The 18,782-nt window shown below is 61.0% G+C and carries 17 protein-coding genes and 1 pseudogene; 8 read left to right on the top strand and 10 right to left on the bottom strand.

Going from position 1 to position 18,782, the window contains the following annotated elements:
- Positions 1-2 precede the first annotated feature (2 nt).
- From KQ659_RS21560 to trxA, 5 genes and pseudogenes are all read left to right on the top strand, one after another.
- Positions 3-1,295 (top strand): annotated as a pseudogene (locus KQ659_RS21560) (LAGLIDADG family homing endonuclease); the annotation flags it as partial.
- Between the two features lie 75 nt (positions 1,296-1,370).
- Complete coding sequence (locus KQ659_RS16065) at positions 1,371-2,537, top strand: helix-hairpin-helix domain-containing protein (protein ID WP_332875086.1); 1,167 nt, start codon at positions 1,371-1,373, stop codon at positions 2,535-2,537.
- Positions 2,538-2,595: 58 nt separating this feature from the next.
- The gene (locus KQ659_RS16060; protein WP_216680134.1) at positions 2,596-3,129 is read left to right on the top strand and encodes a hypothetical protein; all 534 of its coding nucleotides are present in this window, start codon (positions 2,596-2,598) and stop codon (positions 3,127-3,129) included.
- A 1,452-nt stretch (positions 3,130-4,581) separates the two neighbouring features.
- Complete coding sequence (locus KQ659_RS22150) at positions 4,582-4,842, top strand: T9SS type A sorting domain-containing protein (RefSeq protein ID WP_226915765.1); 261 nt, start codon at positions 4,582-4,584, stop codon at positions 4,840-4,842.
- Between the two features lie 125 nt (positions 4,843-4,967).
- A complete protein-coding gene (gene trxA / locus KQ659_RS16050; RefSeq protein WP_216680136.1) occupies positions 4,968-5,297 on the top strand; it encodes a thioredoxin in 330 nt (109 codons plus the stop codon).
- Positions 5,298-6,316: 1,019 nt separating this feature from the next.
- Here trxA and KQ659_RS16045 read toward each other — a convergent pair.
- Together KQ659_RS16045 and KQ659_RS16040 are read right to left on the bottom strand one after the other, a co-directional pair.
- The gene (locus KQ659_RS16045; RefSeq protein ID WP_216680137.1) at positions 6,317-6,712 is read right to left on the bottom strand and encodes a hypothetical protein; all 396 of its coding nucleotides are present in this window, start codon (positions 6,710-6,712) and stop codon (positions 6,317-6,319) included.
- 176 nt (positions 6,713-6,888) lie between these two features.
- A complete protein-coding gene (locus KQ659_RS16040; RefSeq protein WP_216680138.1) occupies positions 6,889-7,227 on the bottom strand; it encodes a hypothetical protein in 339 nt (112 codons plus the stop codon).
- A 199-nt stretch (positions 7,228-7,426) separates the two neighbouring features.
- Here KQ659_RS16040 and KQ659_RS16035 point away from each other — a divergent pair, with 199 nt between their 5' ends.
- Positions 7,427-7,882, top strand: a complete 456-nt coding sequence (locus KQ659_RS16035; RefSeq protein ID WP_216680139.1) for a hypothetical protein — start codon at positions 7,427-7,429, stop codon at positions 7,880-7,882.
- A 152-nt stretch (positions 7,883-8,034) separates the two neighbouring features.
- Complete coding sequence (locus KQ659_RS16030) at positions 8,035-9,324, top strand: aminopeptidase P N-terminal domain-containing protein (RefSeq protein ID WP_216680140.1); 1,290 nt, start codon at positions 8,035-8,037, stop codon at positions 9,322-9,324.
- Between the two features lie 203 nt (positions 9,325-9,527).
- Here KQ659_RS16030 and KQ659_RS16025 read toward each other — a convergent pair whose 3' ends face one another.
- From KQ659_RS16025 to KQ659_RS15990, 8 genes are all read right to left on the bottom strand, one after another.
- Entirely contained in the window at positions 9,528-10,082 is a 555-nt protein-coding gene (locus KQ659_RS16025) for a DUF4252 domain-containing protein (RefSeq protein WP_216680141.1), read from the bottom strand.
- Positions 10,083-10,241: 159 nt separating this feature from the next.
- Complete coding sequence (locus KQ659_RS16020; protein WP_216680142.1) at positions 10,242-11,837, bottom strand: hypothetical protein; 1,596 nt, start codon at positions 11,835-11,837, stop codon at positions 10,242-10,244.
- Positions 11,838-11,940: 103 nt separating this feature from the next.
- On the bottom strand, positions 11,941-12,351 hold the full coding sequence (locus KQ659_RS16015) for an EVE domain-containing protein (protein WP_216680143.1): 411 nt from the start codon (positions 12,349-12,351) through the stop codon (positions 11,941-11,943).
- 148 nt (positions 12,352-12,499) lie between these two features.
- Positions 12,500-13,852, bottom strand: coding sequence for a DUF3570 domain-containing protein (locus KQ659_RS16010; RefSeq protein ID WP_216680144.1), 1,353 nt, complete (start codon positions 13,850-13,852; stop codon positions 12,500-12,502).
- Between the two features lie 146 nt (positions 13,853-13,998).
- Positions 13,999-14,247 (bottom strand): DUF4266 domain-containing protein, encoded by a 249-nt coding sequence (locus KQ659_RS16005; protein WP_216680145.1) that lies wholly within the window; start codon positions 14,245-14,247, stop codon positions 13,999-14,001.
- A 15-nt stretch (positions 14,248-14,262) separates the two neighbouring features.
- Entirely contained in the window at positions 14,263-15,309 is a 1,047-nt protein-coding gene (locus tag KQ659_RS16000; RefSeq protein ID WP_216680146.1) for an FAD:protein FMN transferase, read from the bottom strand.
- 73 nt (positions 15,310-15,382) lie between these two features.
- Positions 15,383-16,090 carry a thioredoxin family protein gene (locus tag KQ659_RS15995; RefSeq protein WP_216680147.1) on the bottom strand — a complete coding sequence of 236 codons (708 nt, stop codon included), beginning with the start codon at positions 16,088-16,090 and terminating at the stop codon, positions 15,383-15,385.
- A gap of 351 nt (positions 16,091-16,441) precedes the next feature.
- Positions 16,442-16,855: a hypothetical protein gene (locus KQ659_RS15990; RefSeq protein ID WP_216680148.1), complete on the bottom strand. Its 414-nt coding sequence runs from the start codon at positions 16,853-16,855 to the stop codon at positions 16,442-16,444.
- 162 nt (positions 16,856-17,017) lie between these two features.
- Between KQ659_RS15990 and polX the strand changes: the two genes are divergently transcribed.
- Positions 17,018-18,766, top strand: coding sequence for a DNA polymerase/3'-5' exonuclease PolX (gene polX, locus KQ659_RS15985; RefSeq protein WP_216688223.1), 1,749 nt, complete (start codon positions 17,018-17,020; stop codon positions 18,764-18,766).
- The last annotated feature ends 16 nt before the right edge of the window (positions 18,767-18,782 follow it).

The following is an 18,782-nucleotide window of genomic DNA, read 5'->3' as shown; positions in this document are numbered from 1 at the left end:
GTGATGCGGTCGTGTTCGATGCCCTCACCGGCCGGCGCTGGACGATGGCCGAAATTCATACGCAGCGGCCCGCCGACCTGCACGTACACGCCCTGACCGAGGCCGGCACCCTGCGTGTGCAGCCCGTGACCGATGTGTTTGCCAACGGCACCAAGCCCGTATTTGAGGTGCTGACGCGGCAGGGTAAGCGCCTGCGGGCCACCGCCAATCACCCGTTGCGCACGCCGACAGGCTGGACGCTGCTGGAAAACCTGGCTCCCGGCGACCGCATCGCAGCCCCGCGCCAACTGCCCGTTGCTACCGCCGCCACCTGGCCCGCACATGAGCTGATTGCGCTGGCCGGCCTGATTTCGGAGGGCAACACCTGCCACCCCAGCTGCTTGTATTTCTTCGGCAACCAGTTCGACTTCGTGGAGGACTTTGCGGCGGCCATCGGGCAGTTTCCCGACACCGTGGGCCGCATCTATCAACGTGCCGATTCGAAGCGCTATGAAGTGTGCGCCAGCACGGGCCGGCAAAGCCACGCGGGCAGCGGGCCGCGCCGCTGCGGGGCTTATGCCTGGGCCGAAAAGCTGGGGCTAACGGGCAAGAAAGCCACCGAAAAGTTTGTGCCCGCGCCGATATTTGCGCTGTGTGACAGTAACCTAACACTGTTCTTGGGCCGCCTGTGGGCCGGCGACGGCTTCATTGCTAACCACAAAGAGCGGACGCCGTTCTACGCTACGTCCTCGCGCCAGCTGGCCGACGATGTGCAGGCCCTACTGCTGCGCGTGGGCATCCAGAGCGGTATTCACGCCAAGCAGTTCAAGTACCGCGACACGTTGCGGCCCGGCTACACGGTGCGCCTGATAGGCACGGAGGCCGTGGAGCGGTTTGCCGACCTGATTGCCCCGCACTGCCTGAGCCGCGAGGCGGCCGTGGCCACGTTGCGCACCTACTTGGCCAGTATGCAGCGCGGCCTGACCAGCAAAGACACCGTGCCGCACCGCTACGCCCGGCAGCTGGTTGCCACGGCCCGTGAAGGCCGTGGCCTCACTTGGCGGGAAGTGGGGGCGCAGTCGGGCGTGAGCATGAAGGAATTTATCGGGCAGGGCAGCCAGGCCAAGCAGGCATTCCGGCGCAGCACCCTGGCCCTGCTGGCCGATTTTTTCCAGTCGGAAGCTTTGAGCCAGGTCGCACATAGCGACATTTTCTGGGATGAGGTTGTGAGTATCACGCCGGCAGGTGAGGAGCCAACCTACGACCTGACCGTGGCCGAGGACCATAACTTCGTGGCTAACGGACTGATTGTACATAACTCCCACTCAGCGGCTTACAGTGTGGTGGCATATCAGACTGGATATTTAAAAGCGAACTACCCGGCCGAGTACATGGCCGCCGTGCTCACCAACAACATGGGCGACATCAAGAAGGTGACTTTCTTCATCGAGGAAGCCCGCAAGCAGGGCGTGCCCGTGCTCGGCCCCGACGTGAACGAAAGCCTCCTGAAATTCAACGTGAACCAGGAAGGGGCCATCCGCTTCGGCATGGGCGCGGTGAAGGGCGCGGGCGAGCTGGCCGTGGAAAGCATGGTGCAGGAGCGCGAAAGCAGTGGCAACTACTCCGATATTTTCGACTTCGCCAAGCGCGTGAACCTGCGCACCGTGAACAAGAAAACCTTCGAAAGCCTGGCCCAGGCCGGCGCGTTCGATGGCTTCGACAAGCACCGCCGCCTCTATCTCGATGCCCCGGCCGGCGACCAGAACCTCATCGAAAAGGCCATGAAAGTGGGCCAGCAGCATGCTGCCGCTAAGGAATCGGCCCAACACAGCCTATTTGGCGCGGGCGCTTTCGGGGCCGTGGCTGCGCCCATGCCCAAAATCCACGAGATGGAGCCCTGGAGCAAAACCGAGCAGCTGCGCCGCGAAAAGGAAGTGGTGGGCTTCTACCTTTCGGGCCACCCGCTCGATGCCTTTAAGCTGGAGCTGGATGCTTATTGCACCTGCGGCCTGGAAAAGGTCGACGAAATCAAGAACAAAGAAATTACCGTGGCGGGCCTGATTAACAACGTATTATTCAAGACCACTAAAACCGGCCAGCCCTTTTGCACCTTCACCCTGGAGGACTACGAGACGAGCATCAACCCGGCCCTGTTCCGCGACGACTACACTAAGTTTGCCCCGCTCATCAACCCGCGCAACTACCCCAACGAGCAGGTGCCGCCCATGTACGTCAAGCTCAAGCAGGAGCTGCGCCGCCACACCCAGGACCAGTGGGACCTGCGCATCCTGACCATGGAACCGCTGGCCGACGTGGCCGAAAAGCGCAGCAAAGGCGTGCGCGTGCGCCTCGACCTGCGCACCGTCACCGCGCCCATGCTTGACCGTCTCGAAGAAGCCATCGAACATGCGCCCGGCAGCAAGCGGCTCGAAATCCAGTTTGTGGAGCCGCACGAGCACCTGGCAGTGGATATGTTCTCGCGCCGCTTCCAGATTGAACCCAAAACCTTCATCGAAAAGATGAGAGAGCTGGATATGGAAGTTTGCACCCTGATATGAGCGGTTGCATGATTGCGGAATAGTAACTTGCCGCCTGATTTCTACCCAATCAGCTAAAATGCGACACCACTTACTGAAACAGTTGAGCCTGCTGGCACTGCTGTTGCTGGGCGGCCCACTGGCGGCCCGGGCCCAGGCTACCGGCCCATGCCCGGCCACTGGCATTAGCACCGACCCCAGCCAGCCCACTAACCTGCTTCGGCCCGACCGCCGCAACGCGTTCTTTAACTGGTATGCGCCCGGTGGTACTGGCTCCAGCGCCAACCGGCTGTACCAGCTCTATGGCTTCGACCCGCATAGTGGGCAAGGGCTGGCGTACGAGCTCTACACGCCTTACCAGCAGTCGGACAACCCCATGCTAACGTCCCTGCTCGGGGCTGGCGACCTGCCCGCCAACGGTTGGGAGCTGCTGGCTTATAACCTCGGCTACACCGAGCACGGGCAGCCTCGGGCCGGTGGGGCGGCGCTGCCCTACGTGGTGCTCTACCACCGCTTTACGGGCACAATGCGGGTGTTTGCCACGGAGGCCAACCGGCAGCGGGACCTATCAATCATTCTATTAGCCTGCGCTTTGCCAGCGGCCAGGGATTAGCTATGAAATCGGGTTTGCTAAACCGGGTGGCGGCTCCGGCTACCGCCTTGCTCGATGCTCCGGCTGGCGTGGCGGTCGTGCTCACGGGCGTTGGGCAGCATTTGAACCAATCAGGTAAGTGGTTTTTTGCTGATTTTCCGCTCGACTATGACCCGTGCACCTGTTTATTTCGGTCGGAGCTGGAGGTGGAAGTAGCCGGTATCGACCCCCGGGTGCCCGGTAATCCCACGGCCGTGTACAACCTGCCCAGCGTGAACGTTGCAGGGCCTATAAGCGGCCTGGTATTGTCGCCTTACGGGGCTGGTAACGTGCAGAGCTCTACGCTGCGCGGCCTGCCCATGCTCGGCTACGTGGGCCAGGTACCGGGCGCATTTCTGACAACGGGCTATACCAGCAGCGCGGTGGCCAGCCAGCAGCGCAACGTGCGCGACTGGCTGCAGGCCCGAACGCACGACGCGGCCTTGGCCGTGGCCCTCGACTCGGCCGCATGGTACTGGTTCAAAGCCCGCGATGCCGATGCCAGCACCGGCAGTCGACGCTTCCTCAGCCCCGGTTTTCTGCAAAATCCGCGCACCGAGCGCCTTACCAACGGGCTCGATTTTCTGACCCTCGGTGGCCTCAGTGCCAACCTGCCCGGGCCGGGCGTGCCGCAGGTTTCTCAGCCCAGTGCCTTTGCCCAAACGGGTACCCGCCTACGCGGGTATTCCACGCCCAACGTATCATTGGGCACCATTCGCCTGGCTACCCCGGGGGCTGCGGCGGGGGCCGATTCGAGCCGCTACCCCTACTACAACGAAGCGCTGGGCGTGCTGAGCCTGTTGCGTCGCCCCGTGGTGGAACGTAGCATCGAGCCCGTTCGCGACGCGGCCGGGCAGCCGCGCCTGCGCTACCGCTTCCGCCTGCCCGCCGACCTGGAATACGCGCTGAACCCGGCCGCCGGCCTGGAAGTGACTGATTTCTGGGCTGCCCTGGTGGTGGGGGGCAATACGTATCCCGGCACGCCCGCACCCGGCAACTTTGGCACCTACGAAGCCCCGGTGCCCCTCACCGATGACCCGGCCGGCCCCATGCAGCATTTGGTGCGCACCGACTATGTGAGCGCCGCCTGCCTGGCCGGGCGCGTGTTTACCCTGGACGGCCCCGCGAACTGCGCGGCCGGTTTCCTCCCCGACAGCGCTGTGAGCGTGAAAATATGGGTGCAGCTGCGCCGGCCCGGTGTGCCGGCCGCTCAGCCGGTGCTGCTGGTGGCCCGTTACCCAGCCACCCTGGTTGAGGTGCCGGACCTGGGGCCGGCTCCGGTGGCGGCACCTTGCACGGGGCTGCTTGCGCCTCAGCCCAACCATGCCGTGGCAAGCCTGTGCCTCAGCTCGACCTATGCCGAGGCCATGCGCCTGAGCCCGGTCGTCGGCTGCACCGGTGGCTTCGGCTCCCGCCGCTGCTGTTGCATTGGCAATGAGCGTGTTTCCCAATCCGGCTGCCGGGCCGGTATCGGTACGACTTGTGCTGCCCGAAGCCCGGTGCATCCGCCTGCGCCTCTACGATGGCCTGGGCCGGCTGGTGGTCGTGCCGCTGGCTCCCACACCGTATCCGTCCGGTTCCACTACTTTTGTGCTGAGCAGCCTGCCGCGCCTCGCGGCAGGGCTTTATTTCCTGGTGCTGGACGCCGATAACCAACGGTTGGCAACTACGCAGCTGGTGATAGTAACAGAATAAACCAGGCTTGGCCCACCCCACTGAACTTTCCTCCGGCCCCGCTGTTTTACCATACTATCTGCTACCTTGCGACCCCGTTGGCCGTATACGCCAGACTATTCTAATTAACCTCAACCCAAATTGAAATGGGACACAAAGCAATTGAGATAACCGACGCCAACTTTGACGAAATCATCAGCGGCGATAAGCCCGTACTGGTCGATTTCTGGGCCGAATGGTGTGGCCCCTGCCGCATGGTAGGCCCTGTAGTGGAAGAGCTGGCCGGCGAATACGAAGGCAAAGTCATTGTCGGCAAAGTTGACGTTGATGCCAACCCCCAGATTTCCATGAAGTTCGGTATCCGCAGCATCCCGACGCTGCTGGTATTTAAAAACGGTCAAATCGTTGATAAGCAAGTAGGCGCCGTGCCCAAGCACGTACTCGCCCAAAAGCTGGAAGCCCAGGTAACGGCTTAATCGCCACCGCTTGACGCTGAAAAAGCCCTTTGCCGCACTGGCAAAGGGCTTTTTTGTGGCCGGCTGTTACAGCCGGTCTTAATCAGCTGCTGGTACGTCGGTAACTCCTGAGCCAGGAGTTTCAATAGGTTTTTGGTTGCTCGTTTCTCGCCCTAAAATGCAGCTTACAAGCGTTCAACGAGCAACCAAGCTAGTTAATCCAAGTTGCGAAGTACCTCAACAGCCGCGTAGCGGCGACAGGTTTGTAGCAGGGCGGTGGACAAAAGAGGGAAAGCCACGTAGCGGCGACAGAAAAACGGGGCGATTCTGTCACCGCTACGCGGCTTTTCCCGGTTTATCCCTCTTTTTCTACAAACCTGTCGCCGCGCTGCGGCTATTCCGCAGCTTGGGTTAGTTAAGCGTGCGGGTGCAACGCCGTTTGCGGGCCTGCGAGGCGTGCAGGGTCTGCCGCTTCAGCTGCTGCTGATGCAGCTGCCAGTCCAGCTTGCCCGGGGAGGTAACTTTCCGAGTGGCTTCCAAGCCCAACAGTGCCAGTACGGCGCGGTTGAGCTTGGAAGCCGTTTTGCGGGTGGTGCGGGCATTATTACGGGTTATGAGGGCGGCTTTTTGGGCGGCTGCTGCGCGTACCCGCGCGGCCTTGCGCTAGATTTCGGTGGGGCTGTCGGCGGGCGACGAAGCCGGGCGAGCTACCGTAGGAGCATTCCCCGACAGCAAGAACAGCCCGCTGCCTGCCAATAGCGAGTAGCAATACGTTTTCATGGGATACAGCAATGGGTGACACAAACAGTGGGGCAGTATTGCCAACACGCCGCCCAGGCCCCCAGAGTAGCCCGGCACAACTGGCTCAGTCAATTATATGATAAAATATATATTATTAAATAAAATAGCAAATAATTTATAGCAAGTCTGTGAGGCATGGCTGGAGCCGGGCAAGACAACTACTGAAAACCAGTAGACAGCAAAACACCCTTTACCATGGCGGCAAAGGGTGTTTTGAGAAACCCAGGTGAGTACGAATACTACTCGTGGGTGCGGTGGCGATGGGCGCGGGCGGCCATGCGGGCCCGGGCCTTCAGCTGTTTCTGGTGGCTGTGGAGCTGGCGGCGCAGGCGGGCCGGCGAGGTTACAGCTTTGCTCTCTTCCAGGCCCAGAAAGACGAGCATGGCCCGTTGCAGCTTACCCGTGACCTTGCGGGATTTGATGGCTAGGCGCTGCATTTTGGAGGCTTGCTTAGCCGATTTAGCAGCAACAACTTTTTCACGGGCGGCAGTCTGTTTCTCGCGGGCGGCGGCTTTGCGCTGCACATCGGCGGGCGTATCGCTCAGGCTGTGGCGGGTGGGGGCCGCGGTGGCGGAAGCCGGCCCGAGTAGAAATAAAGCGCTGATGGTTAGGATAGAGTAGAGAATGTGCTTCATATATAAGGCGGCAGGAAGTGGGAGTATACACCGGTCTGGTTTAGGCGGCTGTGTGATTGATTGCACTAAAGTAGTATTATATTTTAAATATCAAACATAATTTAATAAAAAATCCCTGCATCTGACAAAAGATGCAGGGATTTTCGTGACGAAAAGGGGCCGTATTACCGACGCGCTTAGCGCTCGGCGCGGGGCCGTTCCTGGCCGTCGTGCTTCTGGCGGTAGATGGCGCGGTTGGCCTTGGTTTCATCCTTGCGGATGTCCTGGCGCTCGTCGCGGGTTACCACGCCGTCGGCGCGGGCTGCGCGCTTGTCCTGCCGGATATCGGCTTCGCGGCTTTTGAGGCGGGCAGCTTCGGTGCGGGTCAGCTCGCCGGTGGCCACGCCCTGGCGGATGCGGGCGCTTTCGTTGCGCTGGCGGGCATTGATGCCGGGCATAACGACCTGCGCTGCGGAAGTGTAGGAAACGGCCAGAAAACCAACAGCGGCCAGGAGCGAAAACAAGGACTTTTTCATGGGAATAAAAAACAGTGATAGGGGAAAAGATGCGGGTTGGAGGCCCGGCGGCTGGGAAGGTTTAACGCGTGCCGTAAGGGAGAAAACGAGGTTGGCAGGAGGCGTAAAAAAATAGCTGCATTGGTATCCAACCACGCGGCCCGAAACCCCGTAAGAGGCGAATTATCACACCATTCAGCTTATTCTCACTCCCAATCTCATGAAACGCATTCTCGGATTCCTCGTTTCCCTCAGCTTGCTTGGTAGTTCGGTGGCCCATGCCCAAACTGCTACGCCGGCCGGCACCCAGATGAGCACTAGTTCGTCGAAAATGACGACGACCAAAACCATGCAGGCCCCCGCCACCAGGACCACGGTAAAATCATCGACGATGAGCAACCCGGCGGGCATGACCAAGTCGAGCACCACGACCAGGGGTGCGGCTGTGACCAGCAAATCGAGCACGATGACCACGCCCTCGGGCATGACCAAATCGTCGACGGCCACCAGCAGCACCAAAATGAAAGCCGATGGCACGCCCGATATGCGTTACTCGGAGAACAAATCGACCAAAACCACCAAGATGCGCACCGGCCCGATGAAGGCCGACGGCACGCCCGATATGCGCTACCATGCCAACAAAACGACGGTGAAAAAGACCTCAACTAAAATGTAAGGCCCAGCTGTTTGCTATTTTAAAAGGCCCTTGCTTCTCGTAAGCAAGGGCCTTTTTGGTTTTTAGCCCCAGCTAAAGCCCGCTTGTGGCTGCCGCCCATGCCGGCTGCCGGCTACCTAACTTGCGGCCCCATTCCAACTCAACTCCCGCCCATGCGCTACGCTCCCCTTGCCCCCGAGCTTTTTATTGAAAACCGCCGCCGTTTCCGTGAGCTGTTGCCGCCGGCTTCGCTGGCCATTTTCCAGAGCAACGATGTGATGCCGACCAACGCCGACGGTACCATGGCATTTCGCCAGAGCAACGACCTGTTCTACCTCTCCGGCGTAGACCAGGAGGAAAGCATCCTTGTTATTTTCCCCGATGCGCGCCTGCCTCAGCACCGCGAAATCCTGTTTTTGAAGGAAACTTCCGAGCACATTCTTATCTGGGAAGGCTATAAGCTGACCAAGGACGAGGCCCGCCAGAACTCCGGCATCCCCACCATTATGTGGCTGGAGAGCTTCAAGTCGGTGCTGCCCGCGATTATGAACGAGGCCGAAAACGTGTATCTGGCCTCCAACGAGCACATTCGGGCCGTGGTGGAAGTGGAAACGCGCGATGCCCGCTTCATTAAGAGCCTGCAGGCGCAGTACCCGCTGCACACCTACCGCCGGGCGGCGCGCTTGCTGCACCAGCTGCGTGCCATCAAGAGCCCCGAGGAAATCCGGGTAATGCGTGAGGCTTGCGACATTACGGGCAAGGCGTTTCGGCGCTTGCTGGGCTTCGTAAAGCCGGGCGTGTGGGAGTTTGAGATTGAGGCCGAAATCGTGCACGAGTTTATGCGCAACCGCAGCCGGGGGCCGGCCTACGGCAGTATTGTGGCCAGCGGCAAAAATGCCACCGTGCTGCACTACACCACCAACGACAACCAGTGCCAGGACGGCGAGGTGATTCTGCTCGACTTCGGGGCTGAATACGCCAACTACGCCGCCGACCTTTCGCGCTCAATTCCGGTCAATGGCAAGTTCAGCCCGCGCCAGCGCCAGGTGTACGATGCCGTGCTGAACGTGATGGATTTCGCCAAAACGCGCCTCGTACCCGGCACCGAAATCGAAGAATACCACCGCCAGGTAGGCGAAGCCATGGAGCAGCAGCTCATCAAGCTCGACCTGCTGAATGCCGCCGACGTGAAAAACCAGGACCCCGCTGCGCCGCTCTACAAGAAGTACTTCATGCACGGCACCAGCCACTACCTCGGCCTCGATGTCCACGACGTGGGCTATAAGTACCGCACCTTCGAAGCCGGCATGGTGTACACCTGCGAGCCCGGTATCTACATTCCCGAGGAAGGCCTGGGTATCCGCCTGGAAAATGATATCCTGCTCACTGCCAATGGCAATGAAGATTTGATGGCCAATATTCCGATTCAGGCCGATGAGATTGAGGCCTTGATGAGAAAATAATGTGAAGAATTGAAAAATGTGGGAAATATGAGAATAGGGTAAGCTAGTTGTACAGCGCCCAAGAATATTGGAGTTGTTTAGAAAGTCACAAAAGGTCCCCGAACGGTCATGCAGAGCGCAGCGAAGCATGACCGTTCGGGGACTTTCTAAACAACTCCATTTTCACATTCCCCACATTCCCCACATTTTTCAATTCTTCACATTCATTTACCGGTGGCCTGCACAATCTGCGGCAGGTATTTGCTCAGGGCTGCTACCTGGGCACTGGTGAAATTGCCCTGTACCGACACTAGCACGAACGAATCGGCTACGTCGGGCAGGGTGCCGAGGGCGGCAAACTCCGAAATGCTGTTGCCCGAGCCGCGCGTAGACACGGCGTAGTTGCTGCCGCCGAAGCCGGCGGTGGTGAGGGCGTCATACTTGTTACTTTGCAGAATGCCCGATGCTTCGCTACGCAGTCCCTGGCTGGCCAGCTCCTTGGCCGAAGTGGTGGTGGGCGCAAAGCTAATAACCTTGGCCGAGCGAATGCCGGTGATGGCGTTGGTGAGGTCGGAGCCGCCGAGGAACTTGGCTGCTTTCACCAGGGCCAGGCGCTGGAGCAGGTCGGCCGACCATTCGGTGGTTTTGAAGCCTTCGCGGCCGTTGTATTTCGAGAAAAACGAAGAAACGGTGCGCGAAGGACTGCCGGGGCCACCGGCGCGGCAACCCGACAGCAGTAAGAACAGGATGAGGACCGGGAAGCGGAGTTTAGTAATCATGCGGCAAAGGTAGGGGAGGCGATTGGGCTACAAGTGCAGGCATTTGTCATCCTGAGCGGAGCGAAGGACCTTATCACGTTGGCAGGGGTTTGAAATTACTGCAAACTGTTCTTATGTGATAAGGTCCTTCGCTCCGTTCAGGATGACAAACGATTTTTCCTAAAACACCACCGAATTCAGGAAAAAAACGTCGCGGTCTTTGCCACGCTCCACGCGCACGTGCTGGTAGCCCGTGGCCACGAAGCGGCTGCCGAACCAGGGCAGCAGGTCGGCCTGATAGGTATCGGTGGCGTGTTCGGCTCCGTTGTCGTTGGGGCCGGCCCCGAGTTGGACGGGCACCTGCTGGTCGTTGGGCGACGACTCGGCCCCGTTCACCAGCTTATAGCGCAGCTTTTCCTCGTCGAGGTAGGCCAGCACCAGGCGGCCATCGGGCAGGATTTGCAGGCGCACGGCTTCTTCGAGCTCGGAGCGGCGCAGGTTTTCTACCACAAAAGTATTGTCCCAGAGCAGGTTGCCGGCACGGTCAAACCCGCATACCAGGGCGTGCGTGGTTTCGTAGCCATCGAATATCCGGGAGCTGCCGTAGGGCGAGCCATACTGGTTGCCGATGCCGCTATTGAGCGGGCCGGTGTAGCTGCCGTAGCTGTTGTAGCGGTAGTGCGGGTAGTACACTTCGGCCACCAGCACGTAGCTGCCGTCGGGCTGGGGCCGCAGCTCGTGCAGTAGCAGCCGGTAGTGCCAGCGCAGGGGCGGCACCGCGCGGGCAATGCGCCGCTCGGTGCGCAGCCGCAACCGGGCCTGGCGGCTGGGCTTGAGGTAGTCGAAGAAATGCTTGAGGTGCAGGAAGTCGTAGAACCGCAGCGGGGGCTTGATGCCGGTGTTGGCCCCTAGGCGCAGGTCGGTGGCAAACAGGCCCTGCGCATAAGTGGGGTCACGGAGCGAGTAGGTGCCCATGAGCAGGCGGGCCGTGGTGTCCTGCAGCGGCGTGAGCTGGGCCGTGATGAGGCTGCGCTCGCTCTCGGCCTGCACAAATTCGGAGCTCACGAGCTGGCCCTTATCGGTGAGCTGCTTGAGGAGCAGGCGGCTTTTGCGGCCGTTGGTCTGGCTCAGCACGTACTCGGCGCGGCGGGTGGCGGCATCGGCCACGAAGGTGAGCTGCGTAGGCAGCGGCTCGTACACGGAGGGCAGGTACTGCATCTGGCCGGTGGCCACGTCCAGCAGCAGCGCCGTGACGTGGAGCTGGTCGTTCAGCAGTACCGTGGCAAACAGGCGGCCATCGAGCGCCTTCAGCTCCACCACCTCGCGGCTGAGCTTGGTATCGAAGGTTTGGGTACGGGTCTGGCTCACCGGGCCATTGAAGGCGGCCACCAGCAGCCGGCCGGCGGTGCTGTGCGACGTAAACAGCGCGTACACCGTGGTGCCCTCGGCGCACATACGAACAAAATCAAACTCCTCGTCCACTTCCAGCGGCAGCTCCTGCCGCAGGTGCAGGTCGCGGTCGTACTGCTGAAACGAGAACTTAGTTTTGTTCGACAGTGGCCGGTCGCGGCCTATCAGCACCACCACGGTGCTGTCTGGGGCCAGGGGCTGCACGTGCACCTCGCTTTCGTGGCGCTCCAGCAGGAGCTCGGTGCGGGCCGGCTGGTGGGGCGCGTTGGCGGGGGGCGGCAGCGGAAGCTTGTGCTGAGCGCGCACCGGTGCCAGGTCGGCCAGCGTGGCCAACGAAATCAACAGCAAAAGGTAGCGAAGTTTCATGCCCGTACGCCGTAAAAAGCAACCGTGAATACTTGTTTCTAACGCGCAGCTACTGCTTTAAAGTTACAACTGAATTCTGCGTTTTATCTGGCCGCTCAACCGGCTATTCGGCCCCCATCTCCAGGATGGCATCAAACTCCTCGGGCCGCACCGGTAGCACTGATAACCGCGACTGCCGGATGAGCGCCAGCTCGCCCAGCCGCGCATCGGCCTTGAGTTGGGCCAGGCCCACGGGGCGCGAAATGGGCTGCACCGGCCGCAGCGGCACGGCCACCCAGGGCGAGCCGGCCTCGGCCGTGGCATCGGGGTGGGCCAGGGCGGCTACTTCGGCCAGGCCCACAATGGCCTTTTCGCTCACGCTGTGGTAGAAGAGCACGAGGTCGCCGGGCTGCATCAGGTTCAGGTTGTTGCGGGCCTGGTAGTTGCGCACGCCGGTCCAGGCGGTGCCGTCTTCCTGCACGAAGGTGGCCCAGGAGTAAGCTTCGGGTTCTGATTTAACGAGCCAGTGTTTCAAGCGGTAAATGGGTAAGTGAGTGAGTGAGTAAATGAGTAAAGTAGGGCAATGGCGCGACACGCAAACGGCCGGCACTGGCATTGATGCCGGCCGGCCGTTGGTTTACACACCACAAAGAAAATAAAGCCGGGCGCAAATGCCCCGGTTTCTATAGGGCAAAGCCCAAATCGAAGCTGATAATATTGGCTTTTAGGTCGGCGCGGTCGGCGGCGAGGTAAATAGAGGAGCCGGTTTGCTGGTAGTTGGCGTAGCGTACATCCAGCGACTTGAAGCGCATGACGCGGGGCAGGCCCTGCGCGTTTTTGCCCGGTACGTGGAAGCGCCCGATGCCGTACACCGGCGAGTAGCGCAGGCCCAGGCCCACTTTGTTGGCCGAGAGGGCCGCCAGGTCGTAGTCGGAAGTATAATACGTGTCGTTGATGGAATGCTGAGCAAACGGCGCGAAATACTTGGCCGCCGTCTGGGTATGGTAGCGGTAGAAGGGGTAGGCCACGAAAAACGGCGTGATTTTCACGGGCAGCTCCAGCTCAAAGGTGTGGGCTACAACGCCAAAGTTGTCGTTGTAAAAGCGGTAGAATCCACGAATCTGCACCAAATCAGAGGCGTAGTAGTTCAGCCGCAGGCTCACCGGATACTTAAAGCGGGCGCGGGGCAGGTTTTCGATGCGGGCCGCCGTGGGGAAGCGCGGAATGAAGTTGTCGCTCAGGGTCGGAACGGTATTCTGCGCGGGGTTGTCGCGGAAATACACCCGGTGGAACGGCGTGCTCAGCAGCCCGTTTTGTGACACCAGCTCGGTGCTAATGGCCGCCTGCAAGCGCTTGGTGAGCACCTGCGAGTAGGTGGCCGTGAAGTTGTAGGTCTGGCGCGTGTCGGTGCCATACTGACTTTTGCCGCGACCATTGCCCGGCTCACGTAGCTCAATGGGTGTAATCAGCGTCACTTGGTCGAAGAATACCTGCCCGGCCAAGCTCAGCTGGCGGTTGCCGTCCTGCGAGGTTTTGGCGAAGGAGCCGGCCACGTTGAACGACAGGTAGTCATATTCTTTCGATACGCCCGTGCCCACGCCCCAGATGGTGCCCTTGGCTTTCTGCTCGCGGCTGTAGCCGAAATCGCCGTGGATGCGCACGTCGTGCGCCGAGGGCGTGCTCAGCGCAAAGTCAATCCGGTCAGTCGAGGCCGAGGCATAGAAATCGGCCCCCACGTTCACGCTCAGCCGGCTCACGGTATCCAGCGGCACATTCACGATGATAGCCGGGGGCACATCCGTGAGCTGCTGGGTGCCCCGGCCGCCTTCCACGGCCCCGTGGCTGCCGGTTTGCTGGTAGTAGCCGCCGATGATGTCGATGGTCGTTTCGTCGGCCGCACGGCTCACCGGCACCGAAGGGCTCACGGGCGCACCGTAGCCGTCGATGCGGTTCGGGTTTTGCGTGGTACCGGTCTGGGCCAGGGCCGGGGTGGCCAGGGCACTCAGGGCCAGCAGGGGGAGTAGTAGCTTTTTCAAGGAACTGGTTTTGTAGAACATTGTAAGAGAGCGTCATGCTGAGCGCAGCCGAAGCATCTCGCCTGTGGTAGTAATCAATGCTGGTTGCAACGAAGCGAGCGAGATGCTTCGGTTGCGCTCAGCATGACGCTCTTTTGTGCTTTGAATCAGTTGCAGCCGCAGCCGCCGCCTACTTTGCCGCCATTGGCCCCCCCGGCTCCCTCGCGGTAGCTTTCGAAGTTGGTTTCGGGCGTTTCCACGGTTTTGCTGGCCAGCTTCATGTCCTCGTCGTTGAGATACACTTTCTGGTAGGCTTTCACCGACACGCAGCTCGGCAGCGCCGCCCCGAAAGGCAGCAGCAGCAGCCCCAGCGCCAGGCGGGGATGCGCAGATAAGGAGATGGTTTTCAAAGTCATAGGAATTGCAAAAAATCAGGGACGGGCGGCCGGAGTCGCGCCGTGGTAGTAGTTCAATGTCATGCCCCGCGAGGCCAGCGTGCGGTTGTCGTCGGTTATCAGCGTGCAATCAATACCTTTCAGGCTGTTGATGAAAGCCAAACCGGCGGTTGGGCCTTTCACGAAGACGACTTCGTCTAATCCATCGGCGAGCTCCACATCGGAGCAGAGGATGGTAACCGAGCGCAGCCCGATAGACGGGTAGCCGGTGTGCGGGTTGATGATGTGGCCGTACACCTGCTTGTCCACCGTGAAATACTGCTCGTAGTTGCCGGCCGTCACCACGGCCATGTCCGTCACGTCCACCCAGGCGGCCATGCTGTTGGGGTGGTCGGGGTCGCCGATAGCTACGCGCCAGAGCGAGCCGTCGGCCTGCCGGCCCCAGCAATAGATGTCGCCCGAGCCATTCATCAGCCCGCCTTTGATGTCCATTTTGTCGATCACCTGCTTGGCTCGGCGCAGGCCGTAGCCCTGCAGAATGCCCGCTAAGTTGATGCGCATGCCTTTTTCGGGCAGGAAAACCGTGTGCTTCGCGGCATCCATCTGAATTTTCTGCCAGCCAATGCGCCGCACCGATGCCCGGACGGCCGCCGAATCGGGCAGGGCAGGGTGGGCATGCCGGTCAAACTTGTATAGCTTGTCGGCGCTGGCGAAGGTGATATCGAACGCGCCCCCGCTGAGCCGCGACAGGTTAAGGGTGCGGGTAATCAAATCGAACGTTTCGGCGGACACGGCCACCGGCTGCACGCCCGCCGCCCGGTTGATGCGCACCACTTCGGACGTGGAATCCCAGAACGACATCAGCCGGTCGATGCGCTTCACCTCGCCCAGGCCGGCGCGCAAGGCCTGTTGCCCCGCCGAATCATTCTCGGCCACCACCGTGAACGTAAAGTGCGAACCCATGAGGTGGGCGCTGCGCGTGAAGGTGTGGCGCGGGGCCGAAACGGTTTGGGCGCTGCCCGACCTTGCTGAAAACAGCATCACCAGCAGCGCCCAAACGGCTATTCCAGGTGTTAGTTTCATGTGCATGCTAGTCGCAAAGTCCAAAGGACCGACATTGGTTCGTGCCCGGCTGGCCCATCAGCCTTAAGATTTCCTAAAGCGTGGGCACCACCTTTTTCAGGTAGGCCTCGAAGGCAGCCGGGCCGCCGGCAATGTAGCCGGTTTTGGCCAGCACCTTGCCATCGGGCGCGATAACGACGGCCAGCGGGAAATCACCTTCCTTATTGAGCTGGGCAGCGGCGGCCTCGTTCAGCTTGAGCTGCGCGGCGGTGGGCTGGTTTTTTTTCATGCGTGGAAAATCGAAGTGCGCCAGCACCAGCTTATCCTTGGCATAGGCCATGAACTCGGGCTTGGCAAAAACTTCCTGCTCATACATAATGCAGGGCTTGCACCAGTCGGAGCCCGAAAAAACGGCCAGAATGGGCCGGTTGGTGGCCTTGGCTTGGGCCTGCGCCGCGCCGAGGTCGGAAATCCATTCGGCGGGCAGCCCAGCCGGAGCGGCCGGGGCCGCCGTTACTACCTGCGGCGACGAGGCGACGGGCGAAACTGGTGCGGGAGCGGGCTGCTCGGGTGCATTCGCAGGCCTGGGCGCATACTGGGGCTCCATTGCAACCACAGGGGCCGAAGGGGCTACCACAGTGGTTTTGCTGACGGTAGTGCCGGAAGCATCCGAAATCTTGGTTTTAACCTTGCTCTTGTTGGTCTTAACAGTGGTTTTCTGGGCTTGGGCCGGGGCCAGGCTAATGAGGGCCAGCCCGAGGGCAAAAGCCCGCACGGGACCAAAAGAATTGATGAGTGACATGAGGATATACACGTAGAAAGTGAGAGACTGTGAGCAATGCCGTCCATGCTCCGTCGGGTTCTACGACGGGCGGGGCCGGAAGTTGAAGCGCGGAGCCGAGGCGGGTTCGCTCGCTGCAGTATGCCAAAACTCCTGCCAGAAAATGAGTATGGCATGAAACGTCAGCCGCCGCCGCCGTTGGTGCTATAAAACCCAGGTTGGGAGTAGCCGTGTAGCGGCGGCAGGTTTGTAGCAGACCGGATAATAAGCGGGCGAAAGCCGCGTAGCGGTGACAGCTTACCAGCGGGAACGCCACCGCTACGCGGCTATTTCCAACCTGGAGCATAAAAGCCCTTTGTGAAGGGAAGCACCTTAGTTCACCCGCCGCAGTTCCAGTACCTTTTTGTCAAGCGACAGAATTTCAAAAGTATAGTCCGGCTGCTGGCCCTCGGTGAGGTGAATGCGCAGGCGGGTGTCACCGTCGGCGGTCCAGGTACCGGGGCGGCCGATAAGGCCGTCGGTGGGCGCGATATCGAACTGCTCAAACCGGCCGTAGGGCCTGATAGCGAAGCCCGTGCGGCCCCGCGTCGGTGGGAACTTGTGGGTATTGGGGCGGTACACCAGCGTATCGCCGTGGTTCTCTTCGTGCGCAGCCAGCCAGGTGCCTTCCAGCTGCTCAATAGAAGCGGGGGAGGAGGTAATAACGGCGGTTTTGGGGTGCTCGCAGGCGGCAGCCAGCAGGAGCGGTGCCAGCAGCAGCCGGGGCGAAAAAGGCGGTTTGGACATGGCAATGGGGTGGGCTGAGCGGGCTGTTTCGCGCTCCCGGCCCGGTGGCCAAGGTACTGCCTGCGGGCCGGGTACTTCCGAGCCGAGTGGGTTGGTCGCCCGTTGCCGCGCCACGTAAGCCCCGGGATAAACTACCTTCGTACCTCCCAAAGCCCCTTCCCCGTGGATAACCGCGCCCTCACCCGTGCCTTCAAGCTGGCCGCCCAGCTCATGGAGCTGCACGACGAAAACCCGTTCAAAATCCGCGCCATCGAAGGCACGGCCAGCGCCCTCGATGCCCTGAGCTTTCCGGTGGCGGAAGTGGAGCGCGCCGGCCTGCCCGACCGCACCGGCCTGAGCAAAACCGCCGCCGCCAAAGTGGCCGAGCTGCTCGATACCGGCACCTTCTCCGACCTGCAGCGCCTGCTGGACGTGACGCCGCCTGGCGTGGTCGAAATGCTGGCCATCAAAGGCATTGGTCCGAAAAAAATCCGCAGCTTGTGGCGTGAGTTGGGCCTCGAAACCATTGAGCAGCTGCGCGAGGCCGCCGAAACCGACCAGGTGAGCAAGCTCAAGGGCTTCGGTAAAAAGACCCAGGACAGCATTCTGGAGGCCTTGGAATTTGCGGGCCAGAGCAAGGGCAAGCTGCTCTACCCGCAGGCCGAAAAGCTGGGCAACGAGTTGGCCCAGCTGCTGCGCGATGGCCTGAAAACCGAGCAGGTGGCTGTGGCCGGCGAAATCCGCCGCCGCCTCGAAATCGTGGAAACCGTGCGCCTGGTGGCCGCTACCGAAAAGCCGGCCGCCGCCCACGAGCTGCTGAGCACCACGGCCGGCCTCACATCCGACCCGCGCCGCTCGGGGCCGTTTGCCTGGCGCGGCACGGCCACCGAATCGGGCACGCCGGTAGAAGTGCTGCTGGTGAAGCCGGAGGATTTTACCACCGAAGTTTTCCTGAATTCTGCCGCCGAGGCGCATCTGAGCGAACAGCTCACCACCTCACCAGCTCACCAGCTCACCCTGCGCCAGCTGGCGCGGCGCGAGAAATTCCAGCAGGAAGAAGCCTTGTACGAGCGCGCCGGCCTGCAATTCATCGTGCCCGAGCTGCGCGAAGGCCTGGGCGAAATTGCCCTGGCGGCCGATAAAAAACTGCCTCACCTACTCGAAGACGGTGACCTGCGCGGCTCCCTGCACAACCACAGCACTTGGTCCGACGGCAACCACAGCATCCGTGAGATGGCCACTTGGTTGCGCGACCACGGCTACGAGTACCTGGGCCTCTGCGACCACAGCCAGGCCGCCCACTACGCCAACGGCCTGAGCGTGGAGCGCGTGCGCCAGCAGCATCAGGAAATCGACCAGATGAACGCCGAGCTGGCCCCGTTCCGCATCTTCAAAGGCATCGAAAGCGACATCCTCAGCGACGGCTCCCTCGACTACCCCAACGATGTGCTGGCCAGCTTCGATTTCATTGTGGCCTCGGTGCACTCGAACCTGAAAATGGATGAGGCCAAGGCGACCAACCGCCTGCTGCGCGCCATCGAAAATCCTTATACGACCATGCTGGGCCACCCCACCGGCCGCCTGCTGCTGCGCCGCCAGGGCTACCCCATCAACTACAAAGCCGTCATCGATGCCTGCGCCCAGCACAATGTTATCATCGAAATCAACGCCAACCCCTGGCGGCTCGACCTCGACTGGCGTTGGGTACGTTACGCCCTCGACCAGGGCGTGCAGCTCAGCATCAACCCCGATGCCCATCACACCAACGGCTACGAGGACATGCGCTACGGTGTGCTGATGGGCCGCAAAGGCCATCTGACGAAGGAGATGACGTTCAACGCGAAATCAGTGGAAGAGGCAGCGGTTTATTTCGAAGCCCGCAAAGCCAGCATCACGCCGCCGCTGGAGTATAAGAAGTCGTTGTTTGAGTAGAACGAAACTCCCCTCC

Source organism: Hymenobacter siberiensis (assembly GCF_018967865.2).
GTDB classification, from domain to species: Bacteria; Bacteroidota; Bacteroidia; order Cytophagales; family Hymenobacteraceae; genus Hymenobacter; species Hymenobacter siberiensis.
The sequence above is the reverse complement of the archived record's forward strand: the minus strand, read 5'-3'. Positions and strand labels throughout refer to the sequence as shown.

Bases quoted from the DNA above. Each gene is read 5' to 3' on its own strand.
- KQ659_RS16065 (WP_332875086.1), top strand. From the start codon at position 1,371: ATGGCCGCCGTGCTCACCAACAACATGGGCGACATCAAGAAGGTGACT.
- KQ659_RS16060 (WP_216680134.1), top strand. From the start codon at position 2,596: ATGCGACACCACTTACTGAAACAGTTGAGCCTGCTGGCACTGCTGTTG.
- KQ659_RS22150 (WP_226915765.1), top strand. From the start codon at position 4,582: ATGAGCGTGTTTCCCAATCCGGCTGCCGGGCCGGTATCGGTACGACTT.
- trxA (WP_216680136.1), top strand. From the start codon at position 4,968: ATGGGACACAAAGCAATTGAGATAACCGACGCCAACTTTGACGAAATC.
- KQ659_RS16045 (WP_216680137.1), bottom strand. From the start codon at position 6,712: ATGAAGCACATTCTCTACTCTATCCTAACCATCAGCGCTTTATTTCTA.
- KQ659_RS16040 (WP_216680138.1), bottom strand. From the start codon at position 7,227: ATGAAAAAGTCCTTGTTTTCGCTCCTGGCCGCTGTTGGTTTTCTGGCC.
- KQ659_RS16035 (WP_216680139.1), top strand. From the start codon at position 7,427: ATGAAACGCATTCTCGGATTCCTCGTTTCCCTCAGCTTGCTTGGTAGT.
- KQ659_RS16030 (WP_216680140.1), top strand. From the start codon at position 8,035: ATGCGCTACGCTCCCCTTGCCCCCGAGCTTTTTATTGAAAACCGCCGC.
- KQ659_RS16025 (WP_216680141.1), bottom strand. From the start codon at position 10,082: ATGATTACTAAACTCCGCTTCCCGGTCCTCATCCTGTTCTTACTGCTG.
- KQ659_RS16020 (WP_216680142.1), bottom strand. From the start codon at position 11,837: ATGAAACTTCGCTACCTTTTGCTGTTGATTTCGTTGGCCACGCTGGCC.
- KQ659_RS16005 (WP_216680145.1), bottom strand. From the start codon at position 14,247: ATGACTTTGAAAACCATCTCCTTATCTGCGCATCCCCGCCTGGCGCTG.
- KQ659_RS16000 (WP_216680146.1), bottom strand. From the start codon at position 15,309: ATGAAACTAACACCTGGAATAGCCGTTTGGGCGCTGCTGGTGATGCTG.
- KQ659_RS15995 (WP_216680147.1), bottom strand. From the start codon at position 16,090: ATGTCACTCATCAATTCTTTTGGTCCCGTGCGGGCTTTTGCCCTCGGG.
- KQ659_RS15990 (WP_216680148.1), bottom strand. From the start codon at position 16,855: ATGTCCAAACCGCCTTTTTCGCCCCGGCTGCTGCTGGCACCGCTCCTG.